Annotated in this window: 27 protein-coding genes and 1 pseudogene; 13 read left to right on the top strand and 15 right to left on the bottom strand. The window is 68.6% G+C overall.

Annotated elements, in window-relative coordinates:
* The 9 genes from ACIPEK_RS42795 to ACIPEK_RS42755 all read right to left on the bottom strand — a co-directional run.
* A partial coding sequence (locus ACIPEK_RS42795) for a condensation domain-containing protein (RefSeq protein WP_402007810.1) occupies positions 1-719 on the bottom strand: 719 nt, incomplete at its 3' end.
* A gap of 21 nt (positions 720-740) precedes the next feature.
* Positions 741-1538 (bottom strand): alpha/beta fold hydrolase, encoded by a 798-nt coding sequence (locus ACIPEK_RS42790; RefSeq protein WP_402007808.1) that lies wholly within the window; start codon positions 1536-1538, stop codon positions 741-743.
* A gap of 14 nt (positions 1539-1552) precedes the next feature.
* Positions 1553-1774, bottom strand: a complete 222-nt coding sequence (locus tag ACIPEK_RS42785) for an MbtH family protein (RefSeq protein WP_383071764.1) — start codon at positions 1772-1774, stop codon at positions 1553-1555.
* A 187-nt stretch (positions 1775-1961) separates the two neighbouring features.
* Positions 1962-3914 (bottom strand): ABC transporter ATP-binding protein, encoded by a 1953-nt coding sequence (locus ACIPEK_RS42780; protein ID WP_383071763.1) that lies wholly within the window; start codon positions 3912-3914, stop codon positions 1962-1964.
* A gap of 341 nt (positions 3915-4255) precedes the next feature.
* Positions 4256-4960, bottom strand: a complete 705-nt coding sequence (locus ACIPEK_RS42775; protein ID WP_402007806.1) for a response regulator — start codon at positions 4958-4960, stop codon at positions 4256-4258.
* Entirely contained in the window at positions 4957-6198 is a 1242-nt protein-coding gene (locus tag ACIPEK_RS42770) for a sensor histidine kinase (protein WP_402007804.1), read from the bottom strand. Before ACIPEK_RS42770 ends, ACIPEK_RS42775 begins: the two co-directional genes overlap by 4 nt.
* Before the next feature lie 117 nt (positions 6199-6315).
* Positions 6316-7431 (bottom strand): capreomycidine synthase, encoded by a 1116-nt coding sequence (vioD, locus tag ACIPEK_RS42765; protein WP_402007802.1) that lies wholly within the window; start codon positions 7429-7431, stop codon positions 6316-6318.
* Between the two features lie 36 nt (positions 7432-7467).
* A complete protein-coding gene (gntD, locus tag ACIPEK_RS42760) occupies positions 7468-8469 on the bottom strand; it encodes a guanitoxin biosynthesis L-enduracididine beta-hydroxylase GntD (protein WP_402007800.1) in 1002 nt (333 codons plus the stop codon).
* 271 nt (positions 8470-8740) lie between these two features.
* On the bottom strand, positions 8741-9781 hold the full coding sequence (locus tag ACIPEK_RS42755; protein WP_402007798.1) for an ornithine cyclodeaminase: 1041 nt from the start codon (positions 9779-9781) through the stop codon (positions 8741-8743).
* A gap of 207 nt (positions 9782-9988) precedes the next feature.
* On the opposite strand from ACIPEK_RS42755, the gene dpgD reads away from it, so the two are divergent.
* The 5 genes from dpgD to ACIPEK_RS42730 all read left to right on the top strand — a co-directional run bounded on the left by dpgD (position 9989) and on the right by ACIPEK_RS42730 (position 14472).
* Positions 9989-10792 carry an enoyl-CoA-hydratase DpgD gene (gene dpgD, locus ACIPEK_RS42750; RefSeq protein WP_402007796.1) on the top strand — a complete coding sequence of 268 codons (804 nt, stop codon included), beginning with the start codon at positions 9989-9991 and terminating at the stop codon, positions 10790-10792.
* 105 nt (positions 10793-10897) lie between these two features.
* Positions 10898-12970: an ArnT family glycosyltransferase gene (locus tag ACIPEK_RS42745; RefSeq protein ID WP_402007794.1), complete on the top strand. Its 2073-nt coding sequence runs from the start codon at positions 10898-10900 to the stop codon at positions 12968-12970.
* Positions 12971-13092: 122 nt separating this feature from the next.
* Entirely contained in the window at positions 13093-13482 is a 390-nt protein-coding gene (locus tag ACIPEK_RS42740) for a cold-shock protein (RefSeq protein ID WP_402007792.1), read from the top strand.
* 129 nt (positions 13483-13611) lie between these two features.
* Positions 13612-14154, top strand: coding sequence for a GNAT family N-acetyltransferase (locus ACIPEK_RS42735; protein ID WP_383071754.1), 543 nt, complete (start codon positions 13612-13614; stop codon positions 14152-14154).
* 123 nt (positions 14155-14277) lie between these two features.
* A complete protein-coding gene (locus tag ACIPEK_RS42730) occupies positions 14278-14472 on the top strand; it encodes a hypothetical protein (protein ID WP_402007790.1) in 195 nt (64 codons plus the stop codon).
* A 27-nt stretch (positions 14473-14499) separates the two neighbouring features.
* Here ACIPEK_RS42730 and ACIPEK_RS42725 read toward each other — a convergent pair whose 3' ends face one another.
* The 6 genes from ACIPEK_RS42725 to ACIPEK_RS42700 form a co-directional block, all read right to left on the bottom strand.
* A complete protein-coding gene (locus tag ACIPEK_RS42725; RefSeq protein WP_402007788.1) occupies positions 14500-15000 on the bottom strand; it encodes a class II aldolase/adducin family protein in 501 nt (166 codons plus the stop codon).
* A gap of 5 nt (positions 15001-15005) precedes the next feature.
* Positions 15006-15368 (bottom strand): class II aldolase/adducin family protein, encoded by a 363-nt coding sequence (locus ACIPEK_RS42720; protein WP_402007786.1) that lies wholly within the window; start codon positions 15366-15368, stop codon positions 15006-15008.
* Positions 15369-15516: 148 nt separating this feature from the next.
* A complete protein-coding gene (locus ACIPEK_RS42715) occupies positions 15517-15675 on the bottom strand; it encodes a hypothetical protein (protein ID WP_402007784.1) in 159 nt (52 codons plus the stop codon).
* Positions 15676-15792: 117 nt separating this feature from the next.
* Positions 15793-16689: a PaaX family transcriptional regulator C-terminal domain-containing protein gene (locus ACIPEK_RS42710; RefSeq protein WP_402007782.1), complete on the bottom strand. Its 897-nt coding sequence runs from the start codon at positions 16687-16689 to the stop codon at positions 15793-15795.
* Between the two features lie 309 nt (positions 16690-16998).
* The gene (locus ACIPEK_RS42705) at positions 16999-17847 is read right to left on the bottom strand and encodes an alpha/beta fold hydrolase (protein WP_402007780.1); all 849 of its coding nucleotides are present in this window, start codon (positions 17845-17847) and stop codon (positions 16999-17001) included.
* Positions 17848-17867: 20 nt separating this feature from the next.
* Positions 17868-19097 (bottom strand): saccharopine dehydrogenase family protein, encoded by a 1230-nt coding sequence (locus ACIPEK_RS42700; RefSeq protein ID WP_402007778.1) that lies wholly within the window; start codon positions 19095-19097, stop codon positions 17868-17870.
* Between the two features lie 86 nt (positions 19098-19183).
* Here ACIPEK_RS42700 and ACIPEK_RS42695 point away from each other — a divergent pair, with 86 nt between their 5' ends.
* The 8 genes and pseudogenes from ACIPEK_RS42695 to ACIPEK_RS42660 form a co-directional block, all read left to right on the top strand.
* On the top strand, positions 19184-19378 hold the full coding sequence (locus tag ACIPEK_RS42695; RefSeq protein WP_402007814.1) for a hypothetical protein: 195 nt from the start codon (positions 19184-19186) through the stop codon (positions 19376-19378).
* Positions 19342-20856 (top strand): flavin-containing monooxygenase, encoded by a 1515-nt coding sequence (locus tag ACIPEK_RS42690; protein WP_402007812.1) that lies wholly within the window; start codon positions 19342-19344, stop codon positions 20854-20856. The genes ACIPEK_RS42695 and ACIPEK_RS42690 overlap by 37 nt, the downstream gene beginning before the upstream one ends.
* A gap of 71 nt (positions 20857-20927) precedes the next feature.
* A complete protein-coding gene (locus ACIPEK_RS42685) occupies positions 20928-21377 on the top strand; it encodes a hypothetical protein (protein ID WP_402007776.1) in 450 nt (149 codons plus the stop codon).
* A 224-nt stretch (positions 21378-21601) separates the two neighbouring features.
* Positions 21602-22105: a hypothetical protein gene (locus ACIPEK_RS42680; protein ID WP_402007774.1), complete on the top strand. Its 504-nt coding sequence runs from the start codon at positions 21602-21604 to the stop codon at positions 22103-22105.
* Positions 22106-22117: 12 nt separating this feature from the next.
* On the top strand, positions 22118-22456 hold the full coding sequence (locus ACIPEK_RS42675; RefSeq protein WP_402007772.1) for a hypothetical protein: 339 nt from the start codon (positions 22118-22120) through the stop codon (positions 22454-22456).
* Positions 22457-22507: 51 nt separating this feature from the next.
* Positions 22508-22954 (top strand): NUDIX domain-containing protein, encoded by a 447-nt coding sequence (locus ACIPEK_RS42670; RefSeq protein WP_402007770.1) that lies wholly within the window; start codon positions 22508-22510, stop codon positions 22952-22954.
* A 187-nt stretch (positions 22955-23141) separates the two neighbouring features.
* Positions 23142-23681 (top strand): NUDIX hydrolase, encoded by a 540-nt coding sequence (locus ACIPEK_RS42665; RefSeq protein ID WP_402007768.1) that lies wholly within the window; start codon positions 23142-23144, stop codon positions 23679-23681.
* A gap of 530 nt (positions 23682-24211) precedes the next feature.
* Positions 24212-25254, top strand: a pseudogene (locus ACIPEK_RS42660) (IS256 family transposase); the annotation flags it as partial.
* Positions 25255-25440 lie beyond the last annotated feature (186 nt).

Raw genomic sequence — 25440 nt, 5'->3', positions numbered from 1 at the left:
GCCACCAGCTGCTCACGCTCACCGGCAGAGACCACCGAGAGGTCACCCACTCGCTGCCCCGCATCCTCAGCCACCGCCTCCAGCACCGTCACCAGGTGGCCCGCCAGGCGCTGCACCGTCGCCGCGCCGAACAGGGCGGTGCAGTACTGCACCTCGCCCACCAGACCATCGCCGCTGTCCCCCACCCTGACCGCCAGGTCGAACTGCGAATCCAGGGCTCCGGAGAGCCGGTACGCCTCGGTGTCCGGGCCGGTGTAGCCGAAATAGAGCTGGAACAGCGGGCTGCGCGGGCCGGTGTGGTCGGCGGCCAGCGTGCTCAGCACTTCCTCCGGCAGCTGGTCCTGCTCCACGTCGCCTTCTCGTACGCGCTCCAGCAGCTCCGCGAACGACGGATCCCTGGACAGGTCGGCGCGGTGGAGCGTGAGGCCGGAGCGCTTCGTGGCACGCGACGCGTCGGGGACGGCCGCGACCACCGCCACGTCGTCGGACCCGGTGTACCGCCCGATGAGCACGGTGAGCGCCGCGAGCAGCGTTCGGGGGAGGGTCGTGCCGTGTGCGTCGGACAGGGTGCGCAACCGCTGCGCGGTGGGCGCCGGCACGTCGAACCCGACGGTCGCCACCTCGGTGAATCGACTCGGCATGTGCGGCCGGTCCGTAGGCAACTCCAGTGCCGGCAGATCGGCCGATCGGTCGAGCCAGTAGTCAATTTCACCGTTCATGACGCCCCCCACGCGGTTCCGCTAGTTCTTGTCCAGGAATTCAATGATTGCCGCGTTCACCTCGTCAGGACGTTCCAGGTATCCGAAGTGACCGCTCTTGGGAATTTCCACGTAATCGCAGTTCGGGATCGCATCGGCGACCTCGGCGGCGAGATGTGGCGGGGTGATGAAGTCGTCGCTGAATGCGATGACGCGGCACGGTGCGGAAACTTCCCGCAGTGCCTCTCTGCGGTCGGCGTCCGTATCGATCCATGACTGCCCGACCGAGCTCTCGCTGCCCGAGAGCCGGAAGGTTTCCAGCCACAGGGAGACGGCTTTGTCGTCGTTGAGGGTGGAAGGGGACAGCATCTGGAGCGCCGACATGGCCGCGTTGTGTTCGGCGGGCAGCGTTGCCCCGCTGCGCAGCAGGGACCGTTCGGCCGATCCCAGCGCGGCACGGGTGACGTCGGAGCGCGATTTGGTGGCGATCAGGACGGCACACCTGACCAGGTGCGGCGAGCGGATCGCCAGTTCCTGCGCGATCATCGCCCCCAGGGAAACTCCCACGATGCGGCAGGGCGCCGCATCCAGGGCTTCGATCAGGCCCTGGGTGTCCGCGACCATGTCATCAAGGGTGTATTTCCCCGGGGGGATGTCCGAGGGAGCGATGCCCCGGTTGTCGACCGTGACGGTCTGATAGCCGGCCTTGTTCAGCGCGGGGGTCTGGTGCAGGGTCCAGACCCGTCCCGCGGCCGAGGAGCCCATGATCATGAGGACTCGTTCGCCGCGGCCCGAGCGTTCGTAGGAGAGCCGGATCCCGTTGGTGAATACGTGCGGCATCTCAGTGCGGCCCGCTACTCGCCGTCGAGCGCGATGCGCAGGCTCTTGGGGCGCATGTCGGTCCAGGTCTCCTCCAGGTAGGCGTCGCAGTCGGCCTTGGAGGCGCACACGCCCGTCTCGGTCCAGCCGCCGGGAACCGCCAGGTCGGCCGGCCAGATCGAGTACTGCTCCTCGTGGTTGATGAGGACCTTGAATCGGGCTTCGGGGGTCTCGAAGTCGAAAGTGACGGTACGCATGACGGTCTCCTCTTCGGGTGATTTGGGGCAGGGAACGGAACAGAAAGGGCAGGGGCGGGGATGGGTGCAGGGCCCAGGGTGCGGCCGCCTGCCGGCATCCGCGTGGGCACCAGAGTCGTGCGGGTGCGGCACGTGGAGCGTGTCGGTGCAGGACGTCAGGACGTCGGGACGTCGGGGCGGCAAGACCTCAGCCGGTGGGGCCGGCCGTGCCGAGGACGACTTCGTCGTTCTCGGTCGCCTGCCGGGCGAACTGCGTGTGGTAGAGGTCGGCGTAGAGGTCTCCGGCCGCCAGCAGCTCTTCGTGCGTCCCGCGTTCGCGGACCCGGCCGTCGTCGATCACGAGGATCTGGTCGGCCTCGCGGATGGTGGAGAGCCGGTGGGCGATCACCACGGACGTGCGGCCCTTGAGCGCCGTCTTGAGGGCCCGCTGGATGGCGGCCTCCGACTCGGCGTCCAGGTGCGCGGTCGCCTCGTCGAGCACGACCACGGGGGGCGCCTTCAGGAGCAGTCGGGCCAGGGCGATGCGCTGTTTCTCGCCGCCGGAGAGCCGGAATCCGCGGTCGCCGACGACCGTGTCGATGCCGTTGGGGAGCGATTCGATGACCCCCCAGACCTGTGCGGCCCGGCATGCCTGGATCAGTTCCGGCTCGGTGGCGTCGGTGCGTGCGTAGAGCAGGTTCGCCCGGATGGTGTCGTGGAACAGGTGGGCGTCCTGGGTGACCACGCCGACCGTGTCCTGGAGGGACTGCAGGGTGAGGTCGCGGAGGTCGTGGCCACCGATCCGTACGGTGCCGGAGACGGGATCGTAGAAGCGGGGCATCAGGTTGGTGATGGTGGTCTTGCCGGCGCCCGACCGGCCGATGAGGGCGGTCAGTTTGCCCGCGGGTACGCGGAAGCTGATGCCGTCGAGGACCCATCCCTCGTCGTCCCGCTCCGGACCGCTGAGGTCGGTGGACTCCAGGGAGGTCAGGGCGACTTCGTCGGCGGAGGGGTAGCGGAAGGACACGTTGTCGAAGTGCACGTCCGGTGCCGCACCGGCGGTGTCGGAGGGCAGGTCGACGGCTCCGGGCCGTTCCTTGACAAGCGGGTCGAGGTCGAGGATCTCGAAGACCCGGTCGAAGCTGACGAGGGCGGTCATGGCGTTGGCCTGGACGCTGGACAGCTGCTGGATCGGTGTGTAGAGCCGGCCGACGAGCGTGACCAGGGAGACGAGGGTGCCGAGGGCGATGACGTCCTCGACGACGAGGGCCCCGCCGAAGCCGAAGAGCAGGGCGAGCGTGACGGAGGCGGTGACCCCCATGATGATGCCCAGCATCTGGGCGGTGACGTTGGTCTTCACCCCGATGTCGCGTACGGCGCGGGCCCGTTCGGAGAAGTAGGCAGTTTCGTGGGCGGGCCGCCCGAACAGCTTGTTGAGCATGGCGCCCGCGACGTTGAACCGCTCGTTCATCAACGAGCCCATTTCCGCGTTGAGTTGCATGGTTCCGCGGGCGAGGTGCTGCATCCGCCGGCCGACGATCTTCCCCGGGAAAAGGAAGAGCGGAACCATCAGTAGCGCCACGAGGCTGAGCTGCCATGACAGGTAGAACATCGCGGCGAGCACCAGGGTCAGGGTCAGGACGGTGTTGACCGTCTCGGCCATCAGCACGGTGATGGCCTGCTGGGCGCCGATGACGTCGGTGTTCAGCCTGCTGACGAGCGAACCGGTCTGGGCGCGGGTGAAGAACCCGAGCGGCTGCGCCTGGACATGCTGGAAGACCTGGGTGCGCAGGTCGTAGACGAGGCCTTCGCCGATCTGGGCGGAGAGTTTCGCCTGGAGGTACTGCGTCACGGCGTCGACCAGGGCGAGTACGAGAAGAGCGGCCGCGACCCAGATGACGATGTTCATCTTGCCGGGGGCGATGCCCTTGTCGATGACCATCCCGAACAGCAGCGGGCTTGCCGCGGTGACGAGTGCGCTGAGCGCGGAAGCACCGACGAGAAATGCCAGCCGTAAGCGATAGCGCTTTGCATAGGGAACAATTCTCCGGATGGTGCCGGGACGAATTCCTTCGTTTCCCTCCAGGCCACCACCTCGATGGCCTTCCTCCGACGGGTCAGGGAACTCTCCGTCGTCCGGCGCCCGCACCGTCACTCTCACAGCGCTCTTCTCCTCACGGGAATTCTCACACGGTGTTCTACGCGACACAGCTTCGCTCGGCCGCAAGCATCCATGAGAGCGCCCTGGAGTGGCAATAGGCTCCGGTGGCGGCGCCGGGCCCGGGGTCCGGCGGTGGTTTTCAACTGACGCGGTGCCGCAGTTGAACGCCCGTGGCGTGCGGCAAAGCGCGGTCCGGAAAGGCCGGGGGAACAGGGACCGCGCGGAGAACGCGCCGAATTCCGCCCTGCTTATACGTCAGCGACGGCGCTGACCACCAGAGGGGTGTCCGATCTCGAATCCGTGCCCCGGGCCGGGTCCGCGCCGCGCCGTCGCCGTGGCGCCTAGTCGGTCCTGCGGAAGCCCGGGACGACGAGTCCCGTCTCGTACGCCGCGATGACGGCCTGGGTGCGGTCGCGCAGGCCCAGTTTGGTCAGTGTGCGGCTGACGTGTGACTTGACCGTCTCCTCGGTGACGAGGAGGCGGGCGGCGATCTCGCCGTTGGACATGCCTTCGGCGACGAGCAGCAGGACCTCGGTCTCGCGCGCCGTGAGCATCTCCAGGCCCGGCGACGACGACCGGGCCGGGGTCCTGGCGGGCAGTTGGGCGAACTCGCTGATGAGCCGGCGGGTGACCCCCGGGTCGAGCAGGGCCTCTCCGGCGGCGACGACGCGGACGGCGTCGAAGAGCCGCTCGGCGGTGGCGTCCTTGAGGAGGAAGCCGCTGGCTCCGGCGCGCAGCGCGTCGTAGACGTACTCGTCGAGGTCGAAGGTGGTCAGGATGAGGACGCGGGGGACCATCGCTCCGTCGGGGGCGTCGCCGAGGAGCTGCCGGGTGGCCTCTATGCCGTCAATCTCGGGCATGCGGATGTCCATGAGAACGACGTCCGGGGAGACCTCGCGGCAGACGCGGACGGCGTCGACGCCGTTGGTGGCGGTGTCGACGATGGTGAATTCGGGCTGGGAGTCGAGGAGTGCGGCGAATCCGGTGCGGACGACCAGGTGGTCGTCCGCGATGACGACGCGGATGGGTGTCTGCGGAGAGGTCATGTGGTCCGTTCTGGCTTGGCGGGGAAACTGGCTTCGACGATGAATCCACCGGAGTCCGCCGGACCTGTGGTGATCAGCCCTCCGACCGCGGCGACGCGTTCCCGCATGCCGAGCAGGCCGTAGCCGCCGCCGGGTGTTCCGGGCGATGTTCCGGGGCCGTTGTCACGGATGCTGACGTGCAGGGCGTCGTGGGCGTAGTGCAGTTCCACGTCGACGGGTGCGCCCATGGCGTGTTTGCGGGCGTTGGTGAGGGACTCCTGGACGATGCGGTAGGCGGCCAGCTCGATTCCCGGTCCCATGGGGCGGGGGGTGCCGCTGAGGATGAGCCGGATGGTGCCGGTGGTGGCTTTGCGGGCTTCGTCGAGGAGGTCGTCGAGCTGGGTGAGGTCGGGTTGCGGTCTCCGCTCGGCGCCGGTGGCGGGCTGGTCGTCCTCGCGTAGTACGCCGAGCAGGCGGCGCATCTCCGTCAGGGCGGCGCGGGCGGTGTCGCCGATGCCGAGGAGTCGCTCGCCGCCCGCGGCGGGCATGCCGGGGGTGGCCACGCGGGCCGTCTCGGCCTGTACGGCGATCATGGAGACGTGGTGGCCGACGACGTCGTGCAGTTCGCGGACGATGCGGGCGCGTTCCTCGCGGGCGGCGTTCTCCCATTGGCTGCCGGCCATGACCTCGCGTATGGCCTTGTGTTCACGGTCGCCCTGTCGTGCGCGTCGGGCGAGGCCGGCGAACGCGGCCATCGGGGCCACTGAGGCGAGGAGCACCGTGCGCACCCGGTAGTCGGTGTCCGTGGATCCGGCGAGGGCGAGTGCGAGGAAGGGGGTGGTGAAGACCGTCGCCGCCAGGACGTTTCCGCAGCGGCCGAGCCGGTACTGGGCGATCAGCTGGGCGGCGAAGCCGGCGAGCGTCAGCGTGTGGAAGATGGTGAGGGAGCCGAAGCTGGCCGCGGTGACGGTGAATCCGGCGAGGACGGGCCGCAGGAGGGCCAGGGGTAGTGCGGTGCACAGGCATAACAGCCCGATGACCATGGCGAGCTGGACACCGCCGGCGCTGCCGTCGGTGGCGGTCTGCGAGGTGTCCGCGAACATGCGGGGGATGGATCCGCGGACGGCGACCAGTTCGGCGAGTGATTCGGCGATGGCGAGCACGCACAGCGTCGAGATGAACACGGCGTTGCGCGGGAGGAGCGAGGCCCGCCGCAGCACTCCGGTCCAGCTGTCACGCCAGGCAGTCGCACGGTTCACGCCGGTCATTATGGCAGTCGTCCCCCTGCGCGGCCGTCCCTCCACGCAGTGATCGGGTTCTCCCTCGCGCGAGGGACAGGGGCATCGCTCGCGCGAGGGAGAGGGGTGGTGCACGGCTCAGCGGCGGGCCTCCTTCAGGGCGTCCGTCAGGCGGTCCAGGCCCTCGGTGAGCTGGTCCGTCCGGCCGCCGAAGCCGACCCGGATGTGCTGGGTGCTGCCGAAGCAGGATCCGGGGATGACGAGCACCCCGTGTTTGCGGAAGAGTCCGTCGCAGAAGGCGTCCACGTCGGCGACGTCGATGAGCCGGGGGAAGGCGCTGACGCCGCCGGCCGGCGGGGCGAGCGACACGAGGTCGCGGTGGGCGGCGGCCCAGTCGAGCAGGAGCGCGCGGTTGGCGCGGGCCTGGTCGAGCCGGGGCTGGATGAAGGCCTGCGCGTTCTCCAGCACCGCCTGGGCGAGCAGTTCGTTGAGCGGCGACACGTGGAGCGTGGTGTAGTCGCGGATGTGCACGCAGTCGGTCAGGAGCTCGCGGGGTGCGACGCACCAGCCGAAGCGGAGTCCGGGCAGTCCGAACGCCTTGGAGAAGGTGCCGAAGCTGACGGCCCGCTCGTAGAGCGTGGTGACGTCGGGCAGCGGTGGCGTGTCGTAGGTGAGGTCGGTGAACGCGCCGTCCCACAGGAGGTGGGCGCCGGCCTCACGTGCCAGGGCGACGATGCCATGGAGTTCGGCTTCGGTGACGGTGGCGCCGGTCGGGTTCTGCGGGAAGTTGACGATGATCGCCTTGGTCCGCTCGGTGACCAGGCCGGCGAGCTCGTCCAGGGAGGGCTGCCAGTCCCGTGCCGGGTCGAGGTGCCAGTTCTTGATCGTGCAGCCGAGTGAGATCGCGTACTCGACGAGGAGGTGGTAGCCGGGTCGGACGGCAACGACCTCGTCACCGGCTCCGAGCAGGGCGGACATGACCAGGGAGAGTGCTTCGCCGGAGCCGCTGGTCGTCATGACCTTGTCCGGGTCGGCGACTCCCGTGTGCTGGCTGACGGCGGCCCGCACGGCGGGGGCGCCGAGGGAGTAGCCGTCGTCGAAGACGAGCCGGTCGAGGTCCTGGTGGCTCAGCGCCGTCAGGTCGCGGAGTTCCGCCATGGAGTACGAGTGGACGCCGCTTGAGCTGATGTCGATGTCCGCGGTGAAGTAGGACTCGCGGAGCCAGTCCTCCAGGGGTGCGGGCCTGAGCCTCATGGGGCGACCTCACTGTTCGCGTCGGATGTCATCGGTTCAGGCTCCCGGCCGGATCGCCCGGGCGTCGCGGGCCGCGCGTGACTTGCGCAGGTCGCCGGTGATGTTGATCCGCTTGAGCCAGCGGTCGGTGCCGTCGTGGCGTGCGGTGAAGGGCTTGCGGCCGTGGACGACGCGGAAGTTGTCGAGGAAGCAGAAGTCACCGCTTTCGAGGACGAGGTCGAACATGGCCTCGTCCATCGCCTTGCACAGCGTGTCCAGGGCGAAGCGGGCCTGGTCGTCGCCCTCGGGAACGTCCATGAAGTACGGGTCGGCCCGGACGTAGGGCTGTTCCGGGACGCCGAAGAGCACGGCCACCCGCTCGGGGTCGCTCTGCATCCTCTCGATGTCCTGGAACGTTTCCGCGTCGTCCGTGGAGTTGTTCTTGCTGAAGTGGGACTCGTCGGGTCGGATGATGAACTGCTGCTCGAAGAGCAGGTCCCTGACGTCGTCGGGCAGGCTCAGGTCGTCGGCGTATCCGACGGTCGTGGCCGCCTGGTAGGGGTTCCTGAGGCAGGCGAACGAGAGGAAGTCGCCCCGGAGCGGGTGGAAGGCGTCCTCGGTGTGCCAGGTCAGCAGTGCCTTGCTGCTCGAGCCGAGCTGCTCGTGTTCGTGGCCCTGGATCGGGACGATGTCGTGGATGAGCCGTCCGTCCTGCTGGGTCGCCCAGCAGAAGGGGTCGCCGAGCAGCGAGCTGTACATCATGAGGAGGAGTTCCTCGCGGTGGCTCGGCGACGGCTGGGCTTGACCGCGCCAGTGGGCGGGGGTGCGGCCGAGCCGCTCCTCGTCGACCTGGTAGCCGGATATGCACAGCACTCCGGAGAGCTGTTCCAGCCGGAAGGCGTTGATGTGGTGCCGTATCCGGCGGGGCAGTTCGTGGGCGAGCAACGTGGCCCGGTGCAGTGCGTCCTCGGTATCGAGTGTCTCGAACTCGCCCTCGAAGGAGTCGAGGAGTTCGGCGACGGCACTGTTTTCGGCCGCGTCGAGTTTCAGTCTTTCCATGCTGGAATTACCTCTCCGTACTCTGGCTGGCTGGGGATGACTGCTTTTCGGATACGCCATCGAGAATTTCTCTCCGGCCCGTTGAGAAGGTGCTGACCGGGCGGTGCGCCTCAAGGGCACCGCCGGTCGCGATCCTTCGACATCGACATCCGCACATGGGATTGCTGCTGTGTGCTCTGCGCTGCCGCAGCGAACGCTGGTTCGCACTCCTCACCGGGCGATGGGCGCTTCCGCGCGGGTACATCGCCGGTCAAAGCAGGAGTTGGCCGTGTCAGGTCACGGCGGCTCCCGCGAGGGGAGTCGGTGCCGTGCCGAGGTGTGCCGTGTAGATCTTGCCCGCGACCGCCACGTCGTGCAGGGACATCCCGAACGGGTTGATCACGATGCGGTCGGTGGCGGAGGTGCGGGGCGGGGCGGTGCCGCTGATGATGTCGCAGAGTTCGGCGGCGACCTCCACGGTGTGGGGGCCCGCCGCACCGGCGGCACGGCTCCGCGGGGGCGGCAGTACGTCGCCGTCGCGGTACATCCTGCCGAGCAGCCGTGTGGTGTCGGCGGCGACGAGGCTCCAGTCGTCCACGATCACCTTGTCGGCGGTCGTGAACACGTCGGGGAGCAGGTCGTCCAGCGATACGTTGACGGCAACGGCCCCCTCGGCGATCCATTCCGCGGGGATGTAGCCGGTCGTCGTGGTCGTGGCGGGAATGACCAACTCTGCTTCTCGTACGGCCTGTTCAGCCGCTTTGGTGACGTCGAAGGCGACTCCGGGATGGTCGGCTCCCAGGCGTTCGGCGAGGAGCGCCGCCCGTTCGGGGACCTGGTCGTGGAGCCGGACGTCACGCAGGGACGGCCATCGCCGCAGCGCCAGTCGGAGATGGGCGTCGGCGAGCGCTCCGGCACCCACGACCGCGACGGAGCGTGCGGGGCGGGCCCAGCAGAGCTCCGCCGACAGCACGCTCACCGCTGCGGTGCGCGCGGCCGACACCCGGGCCGCCGGCATGATGCAGACCGGCCGGGCGGTGGTGAGGTCGAAGAGGAGGACGACGCCGTCGGCACGCGCCAGACCGCGGTCCGGGTTACCCAGACTTGCGTTGATGATCTTCGCGCCAGCGAACCGTCTGCCGTCGATCTCGACCAGGCCGGGCATGTTGAGGCTGCGACAGGATTCACCCAGGTCGTTGGTCCACCGCAGGCAGGCCTCCTCCGGGAGCACCGTGCGCTGTGCCGCGTGCGCGAGGAAGACCTCACGTACGGCACCTACGACATCGACCTCCTCGATGAGTTCGTCCACGTCACCATCGGTGAGCTGAAGCACTGCCCCTCCTGCACATTGCTCGGGTAACACGGACCGGCGCAGAAAGCGCGAATCGCGCTCGCCTTTGCACTATGACCCGGCCGTGCACCGAATATCAATATTCGCTTCCGGTGGGTACGCTCGTTCAACTGCGGCCGTGCTCCGGTTGAACATTCGGGCGCGCCGCCGGACCCGCCCCGGCACTGAAAGATCTCTACAGTGCCCGTCATGAAGAATCTGTCGCGAGTGCGCTACGAAAAGACCGGCCACGTCGCCCGGGTCACCATGAACAGGCCCGATGTCCTCAATGCCATGGACCTGCGCATGCACGAGGAACTCGGCGAGATATGGGACGATTTCGAGGCGGACGACGACATGTGGGTCGCTCTCCTCGCGGGCGAGGGCACGCGCGCGTTCTCCGTGGGTCAGGACCTGAAGGAGCTGGCCGCCAGGGAGAGGGCCGGCCTGGCCGCGCCCTCCACGTTCGGAAGCCGGGGCAAACCGGGTTGGCCCCGGCTGACCGAGCGCTTCGACCTGAGCAAGCCCGTGGTCGCGAAGGTGCGCGGTTACGCCCTGGGTGGCGGGTTCGAGCTCGCGCTGGCCTGCGACATCGTGGTGGCTTCCGAGGACGCGAGCTTCGCCCTGCCCGAGGCCGCTCTCGGACTCATCGCGGGGGCCGGGGGCGTGTTCCGGCTGACGAGGCAACTGCCGTGGAAGACGGCGATGGGTCATCTGCTCACCGGACGCCCGATGGACGCCCGGCGCGCCTACGCGCTCGGTCTGGTCAACGAGGCCGTACCGGCGCAGGGGTTGGACGACTGCGCCGAGGAGTGGGTGGCCGATCTGGTGCGCAGCGCTCCGCTGTCGGTCCGTGCCATCAAGGAGGCGGCCACCCGGTCGGTGGGGCTGCCCCTGGAAGCGGCGTTCGCGGCCCGCTATCCGTGGGAGCAGCGGCGTATGCACAGCGCGGACGCGGTCGAAGGGCCCCGCGCGTTCACCGAGAAGCGGAAACCGGAATGGCAGGGACGCTGATCGGCCGGATCCGTACGGCGGCTTCCGCTTGGCGTGGTGGACAACGTGACGAACGCTCTAGCTTTCCGCCATGGACACATCACGTTACCGCGCATGCGGACCGGCATGAGTACCGGACTGGACCTCGCCGACGCACGATCACCGCAGCACGATCCGCCCTCGGCCGAGGGGCGCGGACGCTGGGAGGTGTGGAAGTCCCCCGCGGACCAGCCCCGGTGGGCGAGACCCGCGTTGCTGGGCATAGCCGCCCTGGCGGCCCTGCTCTACTCCTGGAACATCACCACCAGTGGCTACGCCCCCTTCTACTCGGTCGCCGCCCGCAGCATGTCGGAGAGCTGGCGGGCCTTCTTCTTCGGCGCCCTGGATCCCGGCGCCACCGTCACCCTCGACAAGCTCGGCGGCTTCCTGTGGCCGCAGGCGCTGTCCGCGCGCGTCTTCGGCTTCCACGCCTGGTCGCTGACGCTCCCCCAGGCCATCGAAGGCGTGATCAGCGTCCTCGTGCTCTACCGGGTGGTCCGTCTCTGGGCGGGCGTCGTCCCGGGTCTGCTGGCCGCGGGCATCATGACGCTGACCCCCGCCGTCGCCTCGATGTTCGGGCATTCCATGGGCGACGGGGCGATGACCATGTGCCTCGTGCTGGCCGCCGACGCCTGCCAGCGTGCCATGTTCAGCGCCCGGTTGCGCCCGCTGCTGCTCGCCGGGGTGTGGATCGGCCTGGGTTTCCAGGCCAAGATGTTGCAGGCGTGGCTGATCCTGCCCGCCCTCGCCATCGGCTACCTCGTGGTGGCACCGGCTCCGCTGCGTCGGCGCGTGGGCCACGTACTGGCCGCGGGCGCGGTCGCCCTCGCGGTCTCCCTGTCCTGGGTCGCCGTCCTGACGTTCACTCCGGCGTCCGAACGGCCGTACGTGGACGGGACCACCAACAACAGCGCCTTCAGCATGGTGTTCGGCTACAACGGTCTCAACCGCTTCTCCCGTGACCTGATCGACGGCTCGGTCAGCCAGATGAACGACACCGTGGGCCCCCCGCAGGGCCAGGACGCACCGGACCCGGCGGCCCCGCCCGGCACCCCGCCGGACACCGGACCCTCCGGCGGCGGATCGGTCCCCGGCAAGCTCCTCGGGAGCCGCTTCGCCCCGCAGGTGGGCTGGCTGTACCCGCTGGCGCTGACGAGCCTGGTGCTCTGTGCCGGCTGGCGGCGCAAGGTCCCGCGCACCGACCGGTTGCGCGGCGGATTCATCCTGTGGGGCGGCTGGCTCGCCATCAGCGCCCTGGTGCTCAGCGCCATCGAAGTGCCGCACACCGCCTACGTCGCCATGCTCGCTCCCGCTCTGGCAGCACTGTCGGGGGCCGGGCTGGTGGCCTTCTGGAAGGCGTACCGGGACGGCCGCAGAGTCCGGGTGCTGCCCGCCGTGATCGCGGTGGAGATGGTGTGGAGCGCCTTCCTCTGCTTCCTCTATCCGGACTTCCTGCCCTGGCTGCCCTGGCTGCTCATCGTGGCGGGCGCGGTCGCGGTGACCGCGCTGGTCGTCGCCCACCGCAAGAACCGGCGGACGAGCCGGCTGGCCGTCGTCGGGCTGGCGGCCGGACTCGTCGCCACGTTCGGCGGGTCCGCCGCCTGGTCCCTGTCGGTACTCGATCCGCTGTACGCCGGCAGCGCGATGGACGCGTCGGCCGGCCCGTTCGCCACGGGCGGCAGCGCGGTGCGCCGGGCGGCCAACGTCGTGGGGGTGGGCAACGCGCCGAGCGGCTCGGCCGCCGCCTCGGCATCGCTCAACGAGTCGGACGTACTGACCGACAGCCAGCACAAGCTGCTCGCGTACACCCAACAGCACAGCAAGGGAGCGAAGTTCGTGTTCGCCAACGACTCCGCCGTCATGTCCTGGAACTACATCCTGGCCACCGGCGCCTACGTGCTGCCGATGGGCGGATTCAGCGGCGGCTCGCCGATGCCCGCGCCGGAGGAGGTCAAGAAGCTGGTGTCCACCGGGCAGCTGCGGTTCGTCCTGCTCAGTGATGACGGCTGGCAGGGATACGCACAGACCCAGGGCGAGAGGAACGAGGCCGTCGACGAGGTACGCGCCTGGGTGAAGTCCGACTGCACGGCCGTACCGGCCTCCGCGTTCGGCGGGAACGACGAGGACACGGAGGGCACCCTTTACCGGTGCGGCACCTGACGTGACGGGGCCCGTTCACCGACGGGCCTCGCTCCGCCGGCACGCTCGCGGCTACGCTCCCCAGCGGAACCCGCGGGCAAGGGGCCCGATGGGCAATGGGCCCGATTCCGGTGGGAGATGTCATGGTCGCTGGTCGTGTGGTGCGTTTTGACAGTGTGCGGGGTTATGGGTTCATCGCGCCGGAGAGTGGTAGGGACGACGTGTTCCTGCACGTGAACGACATGCACGTGGCCGAGGAGTACGTGCGTCCCGGTGTGAAGGTGGAGTTCGAGATCGAGAACGGCGACCGCGGGCCGAAGGCGTCCGCGGTCCGTCTCGCCCCGGGAACGGAAGGCAAGCCGGCGGCCCCGTTCGACGACTCCCTGTGCGACGTACTCAGCACGGAGGAGTTCATCCGGGAGGCAACCGAGGTCCTCCTTACGTCGGCCCCGTCGCTCACCGGCGAGCAGATCCTGCAGGCCCGCGCCGGACTGGCCCGGTTCGCGAAGGGCCACAGCCGGACCGAGGGCTGATCGCCCGGCATCGTCGCGCCGCCGTCACGAACGTCGGCGGCGCGACGGAGGCGGGGCCGCCTTTTCACCGGTCTTGGCCCTTCCCCGGGAATGCTTCCCAAGGACGATCGACCCTGGAATCCTTGTCCGGTGCAGATCGAAACCTCACGGCTCCGCCTCCGACGTTTCCTTCCCTCCGACGTTGCCGATTTCGCCGCCTATCGCTCGGACAGCGAAGTCGCCCGCTATCAGAACTGGGATTTCCCCCTGCCTCTCGCATTGGCGCGACGCCTCGTCGCCGAATACGCCCGCCGCGATCCCACCCGTCCGGGCTGGTTTCCCTACGCGGTCGAGTTGAAGCAGGACGAGCGCCTCATCGGCGATATCGCCGTCAACCGGCATCCGGGCGGTTTGAAAGCCGAGTTGGGCTTCAGCATCGCCCGCGCCCGGCAGGGGCAGGGCTATGCGTCCGAGGCCGTCCGCGGCGTGCTCACCGAGCTGTTCGGCCAGGGGCTGCGGACCGCCGTGGCCGAGTGCGACGTACGCAACACGCGCTCGGCGCGGCTGCTGGAGCACCTCGGGTTCACGTACGCGCGACAGTACGGCCTCTTCGACCGAGTGAAACACGTACGCATCGACATAAGCGAGTTCACTCTCTCCGCGGAACGATGGGTGCCGCCGGATCGGCGGTGATTGGGCCATTACGCCGAAGAATGGCCGAACTCCGTCGGTGCGCGTAACCCGTCCGTTCCTCATCCGTACACTGAATCGCGGGTCCAGATCGCCCGGACTCCGATGAAGCAGAGGAAGTGATGCATGATCAAGTCGTCCCGCATTTGCGGAACTTCACGTCGGAACACCCTCAAGGTGAGCGTGGCGGTGCTCGCCCTCGCGGCCGCCCTCAGCGCGTGCGGAACCAACGACAAGGAGAAGGCTCCCGAGCAGAGCGGGACACCGTCGCAGAGCACCAGCCCGACGTCCTCCCCCAGCACCTTGGCAACGCCCTCCTAGCTGCCCCGGTGGGCGCCGACCGTCTCCTCACCCGGCAGCCAGGGCGCGACTGGCGTCGCGGGCGGAGCGGGTCACCCGTTCCCCGTACGGGCACGACGGGTTCCTGTTGGAGACCGAGCAGGTCGGCGCGCTGGTCCGGGAGCTCCTCGACGGTTCGGGCGGGCCCGGTAGCGGTCGGCCGCGGAGAAGAAGGCGTGGTTCTCCTCCGGAGTAGGCGAAGTTGGCCTTGCTGCGGCGGTCGGTGGAGGTCCAGTCGTGGGCCTCGCGGCCGAGGTCGGGGTCGAGCGGCTGGATGTTTTCCGCGGCCATGGCGAGCAGCTGCAGGCGGGCGGCGCGTTCGATGAGTATCGCCAGGATGCAGGCTTCTTCGATGGTGGCGCCGGTGACGAGCTGGCCGTGGTGGGCGAGGAGGATGGCGCGCTTGTCGCCGAGGGCGCTCGAGATGATCTCGCCTTCCTCGTTGCCGACGGGGACGCCGGACCAGTCCTTGAGGAAGGCGCAGTCGTCGTAGAGGGGGGTGGAGTCCAAGACGATCAGGGGGACTTCGAGCATGGCAAGCGCGGCGGTGTGCAGCGACGCGGCGGTGTGTGGGTGTGGATGATGCAGTTGACGTCTTCGCGTGCCCGGTAGATCCAGGAGTGGAAGCGGTTGGCGGGGTTGGGCATGCCGCCGCCCTCCAGAACGTTCAGGTCTTCGTCGACGAGGAGGAGGTTGTCCTCGGTGATCTCGTCGAAGCGGAGGCCCAGGCGCTGGGTGTAGTAGGTGCCGGTCTCCTGGCCGCGGGTGCTGATCTGGCCGGCGAGTCCTGAGTCGTGGCCGCCGTCGAAGGCGATGCGGCAGGTGAGGGCCGGCTTCTGCCGTACGGTCAGTTCGGAGTCGGCGAAGTGCTCGCGCATCTGCTGTTCGGCACGACCGACGAGGACGTCTTTGGAGTCGTGCAGGGTGGTGCCATGTTCTCTGCTCCAGTTCCCAGGGCCCGCCGGGGCCGGCGGACTCTGTGTCCGGATCTGTGGGGAGAAAGCGCCGGGCGGTGCCCGGTGCGGGTCAGCGGCTGGCGTAGTCCGCGGCGAAACGGTCGAGGAAAACAGCCAGCCGCTCGTTCATCGCGGTGTAGTCGTTGGCCCGCAGCTGGTCTGACTGCTGGACGTAGGGGCGCTCGGCGAGGGCGGCCAGTTCCTTCTCGGAGTGTTCAGACCGCACCATCTGGCCGCCCTGGCGGTGGGGGACAAGGGTGGGTCGGTCCGGTTGTCCCGTGGGGTCATCGCGGCTTGCGTCGGCGTAACGCCGAGGGCCTGTCCGAGCCAGTCGGCGCAGCGGGCCTCAGTTGTCGGCAGCTGCTGGGCGGATCACGTCGCGGTAGAGCTGGAAAAGGCTGACTCGCTCGCTCTCCTCTGTGTAGTTGTCCAGGAGCGACCAGCATTGCGCGACGAGTTCACGGGCCTGTGTGCCGGGCCAGGGCTGGGGCAGCAGTTCCGGCGGCAGGAGGGGGTCGGACTCCATGGCGCGGGTGAATTCGGCGGCCAGTTCGACCGCGATCGTCAGGCGCTGGGGGCTGGGGAGGTGGGTGTCTTCCTGGAGTCGGCGCAGCCGCGGTCGGGCGACGGAGGCGAGTCGCTGGTAGCGGTCGGCGATCTCGTCCTGTGGCCATAGGGTGCGGGCGATTACGGCGGGGTCGTGTTCGTTGCCGTGGCGCAGGTTGTCCGTGGTCAACAGCGTGAGGTGATTGAGGACATCGAGGTGACGGGCTTGGTCTTCGACGTAGGGCTCCCAGGCGTTGGCGCTGATGTAGAGGCCGCCCTGCACGGGTGCACCGCCGAGCCGGGTAAGTGCGGCTCGCAGGGCGTCGCGTGCGGAGCGGGCGGTCTCCGGGACCGCGAAGGCGACGAGGTGCCAGGTGCCGTCCCAGGAGACTAGGCCCGCGTCCTGCCGGAAGGCGTATGTGACGAACTCGACGTCGGGCCCAAGAGTCTGCTCGGTGGCGCCGGTGGCCCGCAGGACTGCTTTGCGTCCCCTGCCTTCCTGGGTGAACCGCCCTTCGGTGACCAGTCGCTTGACGCACAGCCGCACCTGTTGGTCGGTCATGCCGAGCAGAGGGGCGATGGCGTAGAGCTCGCCGGTGTCAACGGTGTGGTCGGTGCGGATCAGTGCCTCGACGAGTGTCCGGGTGGGGACCTGGACGGCTGGTTCCGGAGTGCGGGGTGAATCCGTTCCAGGCATGGGGTGGTGGGCCTTTCGGGCGTCGTCGAGATAGTTGATCAAGGTGCTGCGTCGGGGTGCTGAATCGAGGAGCGATCGGAATCGATTCGATCGTTTACGGAAAAGAGTACCTTCGCTCATGGGCACTGAGAGTGATGCCGACTACCTCGACCAGGTCCTGATCGGGGGCCGCGAGGCGAGGCCGATCGTTGTGGTCGCCCTCCGATCCGGACTGGGGCAACCAGGCGGCGTACCGGCGGGCGCGTGTAAGGCGATCCGGGGTCGGGACCTGCGCGTTGCACCCGCCGCCAAGGCCTCGCGCGACGCGCTTCACAGGTCGTTCCAGAACGAGCTGAGCAGGGCGGCTGTCTCTTCAGTGCGCTCGATCTGCGGCAGGTGACCGGTTCGCGGGAAGAGGTGGGTGCGTGCCCGGGGCAGGGTGGACGCGGCGTTGATGAGATGGCGGGCGGGGAAAATGCGGTCGTGGGTTCCCCAGACGACCAGTGTGGGGGTATCGAGCGCCGAGACCTCCGCGAGCAGCTTCGTGCGCCAGCTGGAACGTACGCCGCGCCAGGTACCGAGCTCGCGGGCCACGTGTCGCAGTGTCCGGGCGGCTCCTTCGCGGCGGGCGAGAGCGAGTGCCGCGGCGATCCGTTCGGGGGTCGCGAAGTCCGGATCACGGAAGAGGAAACGCTCCGTCAGCTGTGCGTTCCCCTCGTCGGGGCGCAGAAGCAGCCGCCAGAGCAGCGGCAGGTCGAGGATTCGCAGCGCCCAGGTGACCTCGCGGCCGAATCCGGCGCTGTTGAGCAGCGTCAGTGAGGACACGCGCGTGGGGGCATGCGCGGTGAGCTGCATCGCGATGGCGCCGCCGAGGGAATTGCCGACCACGTGCACGGCGGACGCGAGGCCGAGTCGGTCGAGCACTCGCTCGACGTGCCCGGCCAGTGAGGCGAGCCGGCAGTCCGGCAGGGGCTGCGACCGGCCGAACCCCGGGACGTCGATCGCGATGAGCCGGTGGTCGGGCAGGGCGGCCTGGAGCGGTGCCCAGTCCGCCAGGCTGCGGTCCAGGCCGTGCAGCAGGAGCACCGGGGGGCCACTGCCCGTCGCGGTGTAGTGGACGGCACGTCCCGCGACGTCGATGAACTCGGTGGGGGGCGTGGTGGCTTCTTTTGATGACACGTCGTATCTCCTGTGGCGTTTCACTCGGCCGGGGTCACGTCGATGGTCACGCCGTCGCGAGGGCCGTCGTCGCCGGGCAGGTCGGGCAGGTGGCGTGCCAGGTCGAGGAAGAAGCGTTCGGCGTCGACGGCTGTCTCCGGCGGGTGGACGCCGAGGTGGCCACCGGTGCCGTCCAGTAGTTGCGCGAGCCCCAGCGCCAGGGGCAGACCGGTTGCCTCCGCCATGTCGTTGAGCAGCGCCGAGGCGCCGGGTGTATCGGCGAGCCGGGCCAGGGCGGTGACGCGGCGGCCGTCGCGGGTGCCCGTGGCGGTGGCGAAGAACGGGGGCAGTGATCCGGGCCCCTTGCGGGTCATGGCACCCGCAGTGGCCCGCAGCGCGCGGGACACCGAGGGCTTGGCCAGGTCGGCTGCCGCGGTCTCGTTGGTGAGTTTGCCGGCGTCGATGTCGCGGCGCAGGACGTCGAGGTAGGCCACCGTGCCCGGGGTGACGACCATGAGGTTGGCGGCCTCGCCGGCCGGTCGGAAGCTGCGGTGCAGGGTGACCGGCTCGGGGTGGCCGACGGTGTAGGCCGTGCCGGCGTGTCCGGCGGATACGGAGAGGGCGACCGGCCGGAGTGGCCGCCGGTGGACGAGCCGGCCGTCGCTGATCACCGCCACTTTCCCGCTGATCTGCTCCATCCAGTGCACGGCGGCCGCGCTGGGGCGCCCGTCGGGGTCGCTCAGCTGCTCGTCGTCCCCACCGCTGCCGGAGACGTCGACGGGCCATGCGGTGTACAGATCCTGGACATGGTCCAGCTGCCGGACGGCACGTGTCGCCAGCAGATTGCTGACACCGGGGCTGGCGCCCATTCCCACCACGGCACGGACCCCGGCGGCCCGGGCCTCCTCATTCAGGCCGAGCATCTGCAGGGTCGGCTCCCAGTCGTCGCAGATGTCCAGGTAGTGGGTGCCGGTCGAGATCGCGGCACGCAGCACGGTCAGACCGAAGCGGTAGTACGGGCCGACGGTGTTGAGGACGACGTCCGCACCCTCCAGAGCGGCGTGCAGGGCACCGCTGTCGGTCACATCCACCTTGAGCGCCCACAACGGCGCGCCACCCGTGCCGTCCTCGACGAGCCGGCGCACCAGCGTCCGGGCCGCCTCCAGATTCCGGTCGGCCACCACGATCTCGGTGACGCCGGGGAGTCCGGCCGCCACACGTACCGCTACGGCACCCATAGCTCCGGGGCCGCCGAGAGCCAGAATCCTCATTCGCCTACTCCATTCATCGAGTGAGATACGATCGTAGCGCATACGATCGTAAACGATGAGAGCAATCTTTTGAATGGAGAAGGATCATGACCGACCCGCACACCACGAACCCGGCCCCGCACGAAGCAGCCGGCGCCTCACCCGGACACGTATCCGTCGTCATCGTCGGCGCGGGATTCGCGGGCCTCGGCACAGCCATCCGGCTGCTGCAGTCGGCGCGGGATTCGCGGGCCTCGGCACAGCCATCCGGCTGCTGCAGGAGGGCTACCGCGACCTGCTGATACTGGAGCGGGCCGATGAGGTCGGCGGCACGTGGCGGGACAACGCCTATCCCGGGTGCGCCTGTGACGTGCCCTCGCGTCTGTACTCGTTCTCGTTCGCACCCAACCCCACCTGGAGCAGGCGCTTCGCGCCTCAGGAAGAGATCGAGCGGTACCTGAAGCGCTGCGTCGACCAATACGACCTGACGCCCCGCCTTCGGCTCGGCTGCAAGCTGCAGCGCGCCACCTGGGACCCTGAGCGGCTGCGCTGGGACCTGGACACCAGCACCGGACCACTCGGCGCCGGGCTGCTGGTAATGGCCCAAGGGCCCCTTTCGGAGCCGGCCATCCCCTCGCTGCCCGGTCTGGAAGGTTTCACCGGAGAAGCGTTCCACTCCGCCGGATGGAAGCACGACCTGGACCTGTCGGCCAAGCGGGTGGGCGTGATCGGCACCGGCGCAAGCGCCGTCCAGTTCATCCCTCACCTGCAGAGCACGGCCCAGCAGGTGACTGTCTTTCAGCGCACTCCCTCATGGATCGCCCCGCGCCAGGACCGGCCGGTCCCGGCGTGGCAGCGTCGCCTGTTCCGGCTGGCCCCGCCGGTGCAGCGACTGGCGCGAGGCTGGGAGTACATGACCCGGGAGGCGACTTTGCCGGCACTGCTCGGCAACCGCACCATGGCCGCACTGGGGCGTCGGGAGGCACTGGCCCACCTGCACCGCCAGGTCAAGAACCCCGAGCTGCGGTCCAAGCTGACCCCGGACTACGCACTGGGCTGCAAGCGGGTCCTGCTTTCCGACAACTACTACCCGGCACTGGTTCAACCCAACGTCCACGTCGTCACCGACCCGATCGCGAGCGTCGGACCGAACACGGTCCTCACCACCCCGCGCGGCGGCGCGCAAGCCGCACCCGGTGGTGCCGCATCCGCCGTCACCGCGCATCCAGTGGACGTACTGATCTTCGGAACTGGATTCCGTGTCACCGACGCCTCCTACGCGCAGCGCGTCATAGGTGGTGACGGACGGTCCCTGAACGAGGTCTGGCAAGGCAGCCCGCAGGCACACCTCGGAACGACCGTCGCGGGATTCCCCAACCTGTTCCTGATGGCAGGACCCAACACGGGCGTGGGACACACCAGCCTCATCTACATGATCGAGTCGCAGATCAACTACCTCGTCAGCACCCTGCGGCTGATGCGGAGCCGCGGTCTGGGCTCCGTGGACGTGCGCGCGGAGACGCAGCACGCGTACAACGCCGAACTGCAGAACCGGATGGCCCCCACCGTCTGGGCCGCGGGTGGTTGTTCCGGCTGGTACCAGGACCGCACGGGCCGTGTCACCACCATCTGGCCCGCGTCGACTTGGCGGTTTCGCCGCCGAACCCGAGCCATCGACCCGGGTGAGTACGTACTGACGGCACCGCGCGTCGCGCCGGACCAGTACATCTCCGACGGGTCCGACCGCGTGGGCGTCGGCGAAGCGCAGCCGGGGTCATGACGAATTCACGCCGCCCCCGAGCGATCGGCTGCGCCTGCGTCCACCGGAGACTTCTGTCCAAGGAGTCGCTGGTGTCCACAGCACTGAACCGTACCCCGGCCACCCGGCTCTTCGCCTTCGAGGCGTTGAGCACCGTGCTGTTCGCGGTGCCCATGCTGATGGTCACCACATCAGGCCATCCCAGAGTGCCCGAATGGGCCCAGTTACTGGGGCTCGCCCTGCTCCTCACGATGATCGGGGCGCTCGCGCATACGTGTCGGCTGACCATCGCCGACGGGCTGAGACTGATCACCTGTGGGGCTACCGGGCAGGGCGAGGGGGCAGCCAGGCGGCTGCACCAACAGTCCAGAGCGGAGCGGCGGTTGGGGTGGCTGCTGGTCCTGTATCCGGCCGTGCTGGCGATCCTTCTGCCTGTCCCCGGTACATGGGTGCGTTTCTGGTTCTGGTCCACACTGCTGCTCAGCCTGTCCGCGATGCCCTCACTCGGCTTGCTGCTGCGCGGCGCGGGCCACGCGGACTGACGGCAGGAAGGGCTTCTGAAGGCCACGGGCCCGTAGCGCCGGACGCCAGACGACGTCACGGTTTCAGGACCTCGCCGCCGCGGGCCGCCTGGTCGATCACGCGGGCGTCGGGCTCGCTGAGGACATTACGCTGAAGTGAGCGGTAGTCCGGTTCTCGGGGCGGCGCCACAGATCGGCGTGTTCGGCGGGAGGCCGTTCACCGGGGTGGTGATGCTGTCACCGTCGTGGCAGCGGCCGGGCAGGCCCGCAAGCTCTACCGGGCCTGGTGCAAGACCTACGGAACCACAGTCGACAACCCCTTCGGTGAGCTTGCCGTCGCTCCCACGCCCATTCAGGTGCTGGCGCTGGGTGATGAACGGTTCGCAGCCGTCGGAGCGAAGTTCCACCGCAGCGTGTTGCAGGCCGCCGCCGAACACTACGAGCTGCACGCCGTCGACTGGCTCTGTATGGACGCCCCCGAATTGGTTGCCGCGCTGACGAGCGTTCCCCGGATCGGCCCGTGGACTGCTGCGGCAGCCGCGGCCGACGTCACCGGTGACTTCAGCGTCTACCCGCACGACGACCTCGCCGTGCGTACCTGGGCCGCGCAGATCGCGCCCGCCTACCTCTGGCCGGGCAAGAAGGACAAGGTGTTCCGCCCGATGTGGACCGGCATGGCCGGTCCCGACAGCACTGCTCTGCACACCCTGACCCTCTCCACCCTCACCTGGGGCTCCCATGCCCGCTGACCTGGAGGATCGATGCAGCAGTTAGCCCTCATCTCGGGTGCTGACCCGGCGCACGCACTCGACGCGCTGTTCGTGAACGCGCCGCTGCGCGACTACGACCAGCGCCCGCGGACCAACGACTACACCCTGCCGGTACTGGGCATGGCGTACATCGCCACGTACGCACAGAAGGCCGGCTTCAACGTAGGAGTGCTCGACGCGGCGCGACCCAACCGCACCCGGCCGCGAAGTCATCCTCTACGACCAGACCGCTCAGACCCTCCGGTCGGCCGACGTGCCGGTACTCGTCGTGGACACCGGCACCGCCACCCCTACGGAGGTTGCGGCCACAATCGCCGACGCGATCCCTGATCCGCCGGTAGCGTCGACTGCCCCATCACCGTCCACAACCTCTCAGGGACCATGACACCGCAACTCGCACAACCCGTCATCGATACCCACGTCATCCTCCGCACGGGCGACAAGCTGCTGCTCTCCCAACGCGGCGGCCCATTCGGATACGGCCGCTGGCACCTGCCGTCCGGCAAGCTCGATCAGGGCGAGCCCCTGCCGGACGGGGCCGCCCGTGAGCTGATGGAGGAGACCGGGGTATCGGTCGACCCCGCACACCTGCGCCTGGTGCACGTCGTGCACCACAAGCAGAGCGACACCGTCGAACGCATCGGGTTCTTCTTCCTGGCCACCGAGTGGACCGGAGAGCCTGTCAACCGGGAACCGGACAAGTGCCTGGTTCTGGAGTGGCACACCGTGCACGACCTACCCGAGGACATCATCGAATACCCCAGGGAAGGGCTCCTCGGGTACCTGGACGGCGACGGCAGAGCAATGACAGAACACGGCTGGACCTGACCCTCAGCAGAATGGCCGAACTCCCTCATGAGGGAGTTCGGCCTGTTCTTCGGCGGTCGAATTCTCTTGCGCTTGCACTCCAGAGCGAACCCGGACAGAAATGAGGAGTCCCCCTGTGCTGAACCAGAAACCCAGCGGCGCGACGGAATCAACCGACGCCCCGAGCGAGCCCGCCAAGGCGACCTGGATGCCCCGCGAGGAGTGGGTCAAGACCCAGCCCCAGGCACTCATCGCGTCCTGCGTCGTACTCCTCGACCAGCAGGGCCGGATGCTCATGTTGCGCTACGCCCCCGGACAGCCGAGCGCCGGAAGCTGGTGGTTGCCGGGCGGGATGCTCGATCACGGCGAAGATCCGTTGACAGCGGCATGTCGGGAGATGCACGAGGAGACCGGCATCGAGATGAGTTCGGTCCCAAGGCTGATCGGCGTCGACCACCGCGTCAATGTTGGCGGCACCGGACCGGTGCTCGACTGCTTCTTCCACGGAGGGACCGTCGCGGATGGACTCCCGATCCGCCTGAGCCCTGAGCACGACCAGCATGCCTTTCTCGGGCTGGACGAACTGAATGACACGCAACTCGCCGAGCACGTGCGCACCCTGGAAGCACTTCACACTGCCGCCACAACGGGAACCGTCGTCTGTCTGCGGGAAGGGCAGCCACTCGGACCTGACGGTTCATTGCTGTCGCGTCAAACCAAGGCACAACTGGAGCAAGGCCACCAATGAGAACTATTCGGATCTCCCGCCGGCAGCACCCGGACCACGGTCACGGTTCTTACCGGAGACCCCGTCTCTGAAGCGGGAGTTCGCACGCACCTGCGGACACGCCCCGAGATCGACCTCGTGGTAGGCGACGATCCCTCCGATGACCCGCAGGTGACAGTCATGGTGGCCGACGCCGTCAGCGACGACGTGCTGGTGCTGCTGCGCCATACCCGGCGCACCAGCACCACTCGCACCGTCCTCATCGTGGCCGACTTCTCGGAACAGGCCGTACTCAGGGCCGTGGGCTGCGGGGTGGCGGGATTCGTACCTCGCAGTGAGGCAACACCGGAGCACCTAGCCCACGTCATACAGACCGCGGCACGAGGCGACGGCTGCATGCCCCCAACCTGCTGGGAGGAGCAATGCTCAGGACCTGTGGATCGGTCTTGGGAGAGGTGCCTCGCGAAACGCGGAGGGCGTACCTTCCCGAGTGATCGATTGATGGTCACCGAGTATGCCTGCGTTGTATCGTGGGTTGGGAAGGCACGCCCGTGCTCAGCGTAGTCAACAACGATGGAACCACGGAGACCAGATCCTTGATGGACGACATCGTCCGCGAGGGTGCCCGGCGGATGCTCGCCGCGGCCCTGGAGGCCGAAGTCAACCAGTACATAGCGGAGTTGGCTGGTGAGCGGGACGAGGTCGGCCGCGGTCTGGTGGTCCGCAACGGTCATCATCGTGAACGGAAGGTGACCACCGCCGCCGGGTCGGTCGCGGTGAAGGTGCCTCGCGTGAATGACAAGCGTGTTGACGTGGAGACTGGTGAGCGCAAGCGGTTCTCGTCGAAGATCCTTGCGCCGTGGTGCCGGAAGTCTCCGAAGGTCAGTGATGTCCTGCCCCTGCTCTACCTTCACGGACTGTCCTCCGGGGATTTCGTGCCCGCGATGGAGCAGTTCCTGGGTTCCTCGGCCGGCCTCTCGCCGGCGACGGTGACCCGGCTGACGAAGCAGTGGGCCGAGAACCACACTGCCTTCCAGGCCCGCGACCTGTGGATTCCGACTACGTCTACGTGTGGGCCGACGGTGTCCACCCCAAGGTCCGCCTCGGCCAGGCCCATTCCTGCGTCCTGGTCCTTATGGGCGTGCGCCCCGACGGCCGCAAGGAACTCATTGCGCTGGCCGAGGGGCTGCGTGAATCGAGCGAATCGTGGGCGGATCTGCTGCGGGACTGCCGCCGACGCGGCATGCTTGATCCCGAACTCGTGGTCGGTGACGGCGCGATGGGCCTGTGGAGGGCGCTCGCAGAGGTATTTCCGCAGGCCAGGCGCCAGAGGTGCTGGGTTCACAAGGTCCGCAATGTCATGAACGCGCTACCGAAGTCGGCTCAGCCCGGCGCGAAGAGGGCCCTGCAGGAGATCTACAACGCCGAGGGCCGCGACCACGCCGAGAAGGCGATCAAGGACTTCGAGCGCGCCTACGGAGCGAAGTGGCCGAAAGCGGCCAAGAAGGTCACCGCCGAGGCCGACGAGCTCCTCGCGTTCTACGACTTCCCCGCCGAGCACTGGGTGCACCTGCGCACGACAAATCCCATCGAGGGACCGTCGAGAAATTACTGGTGCGTGTCGGGTCAATCGTCTGTTGTCGTTGCGTGTATGACGTAGCGGGCGAGTTCGCTGGGGTCGATAGGACGGACCGGGAGCGGGTCGCTGTGGTGGCCGTGTCGCTGTAGCAGGGGGCGGGTCTGCTGGAGGAGGGTGCGCATCTGGTTCTCGCCGACGCGG

This window comes from Streptomyces sp. NPDC088246, assembly GCF_044741025.1.
Lineage (GTDB): Bacteria > Actinomycetota > Actinomycetes > Streptomycetales > Streptomycetaceae > Streptomyces.
Note: the sequence above shows the minus strand (reverse complement) of the source record. Positions and strands in the feature narration are given on the sequence as shown.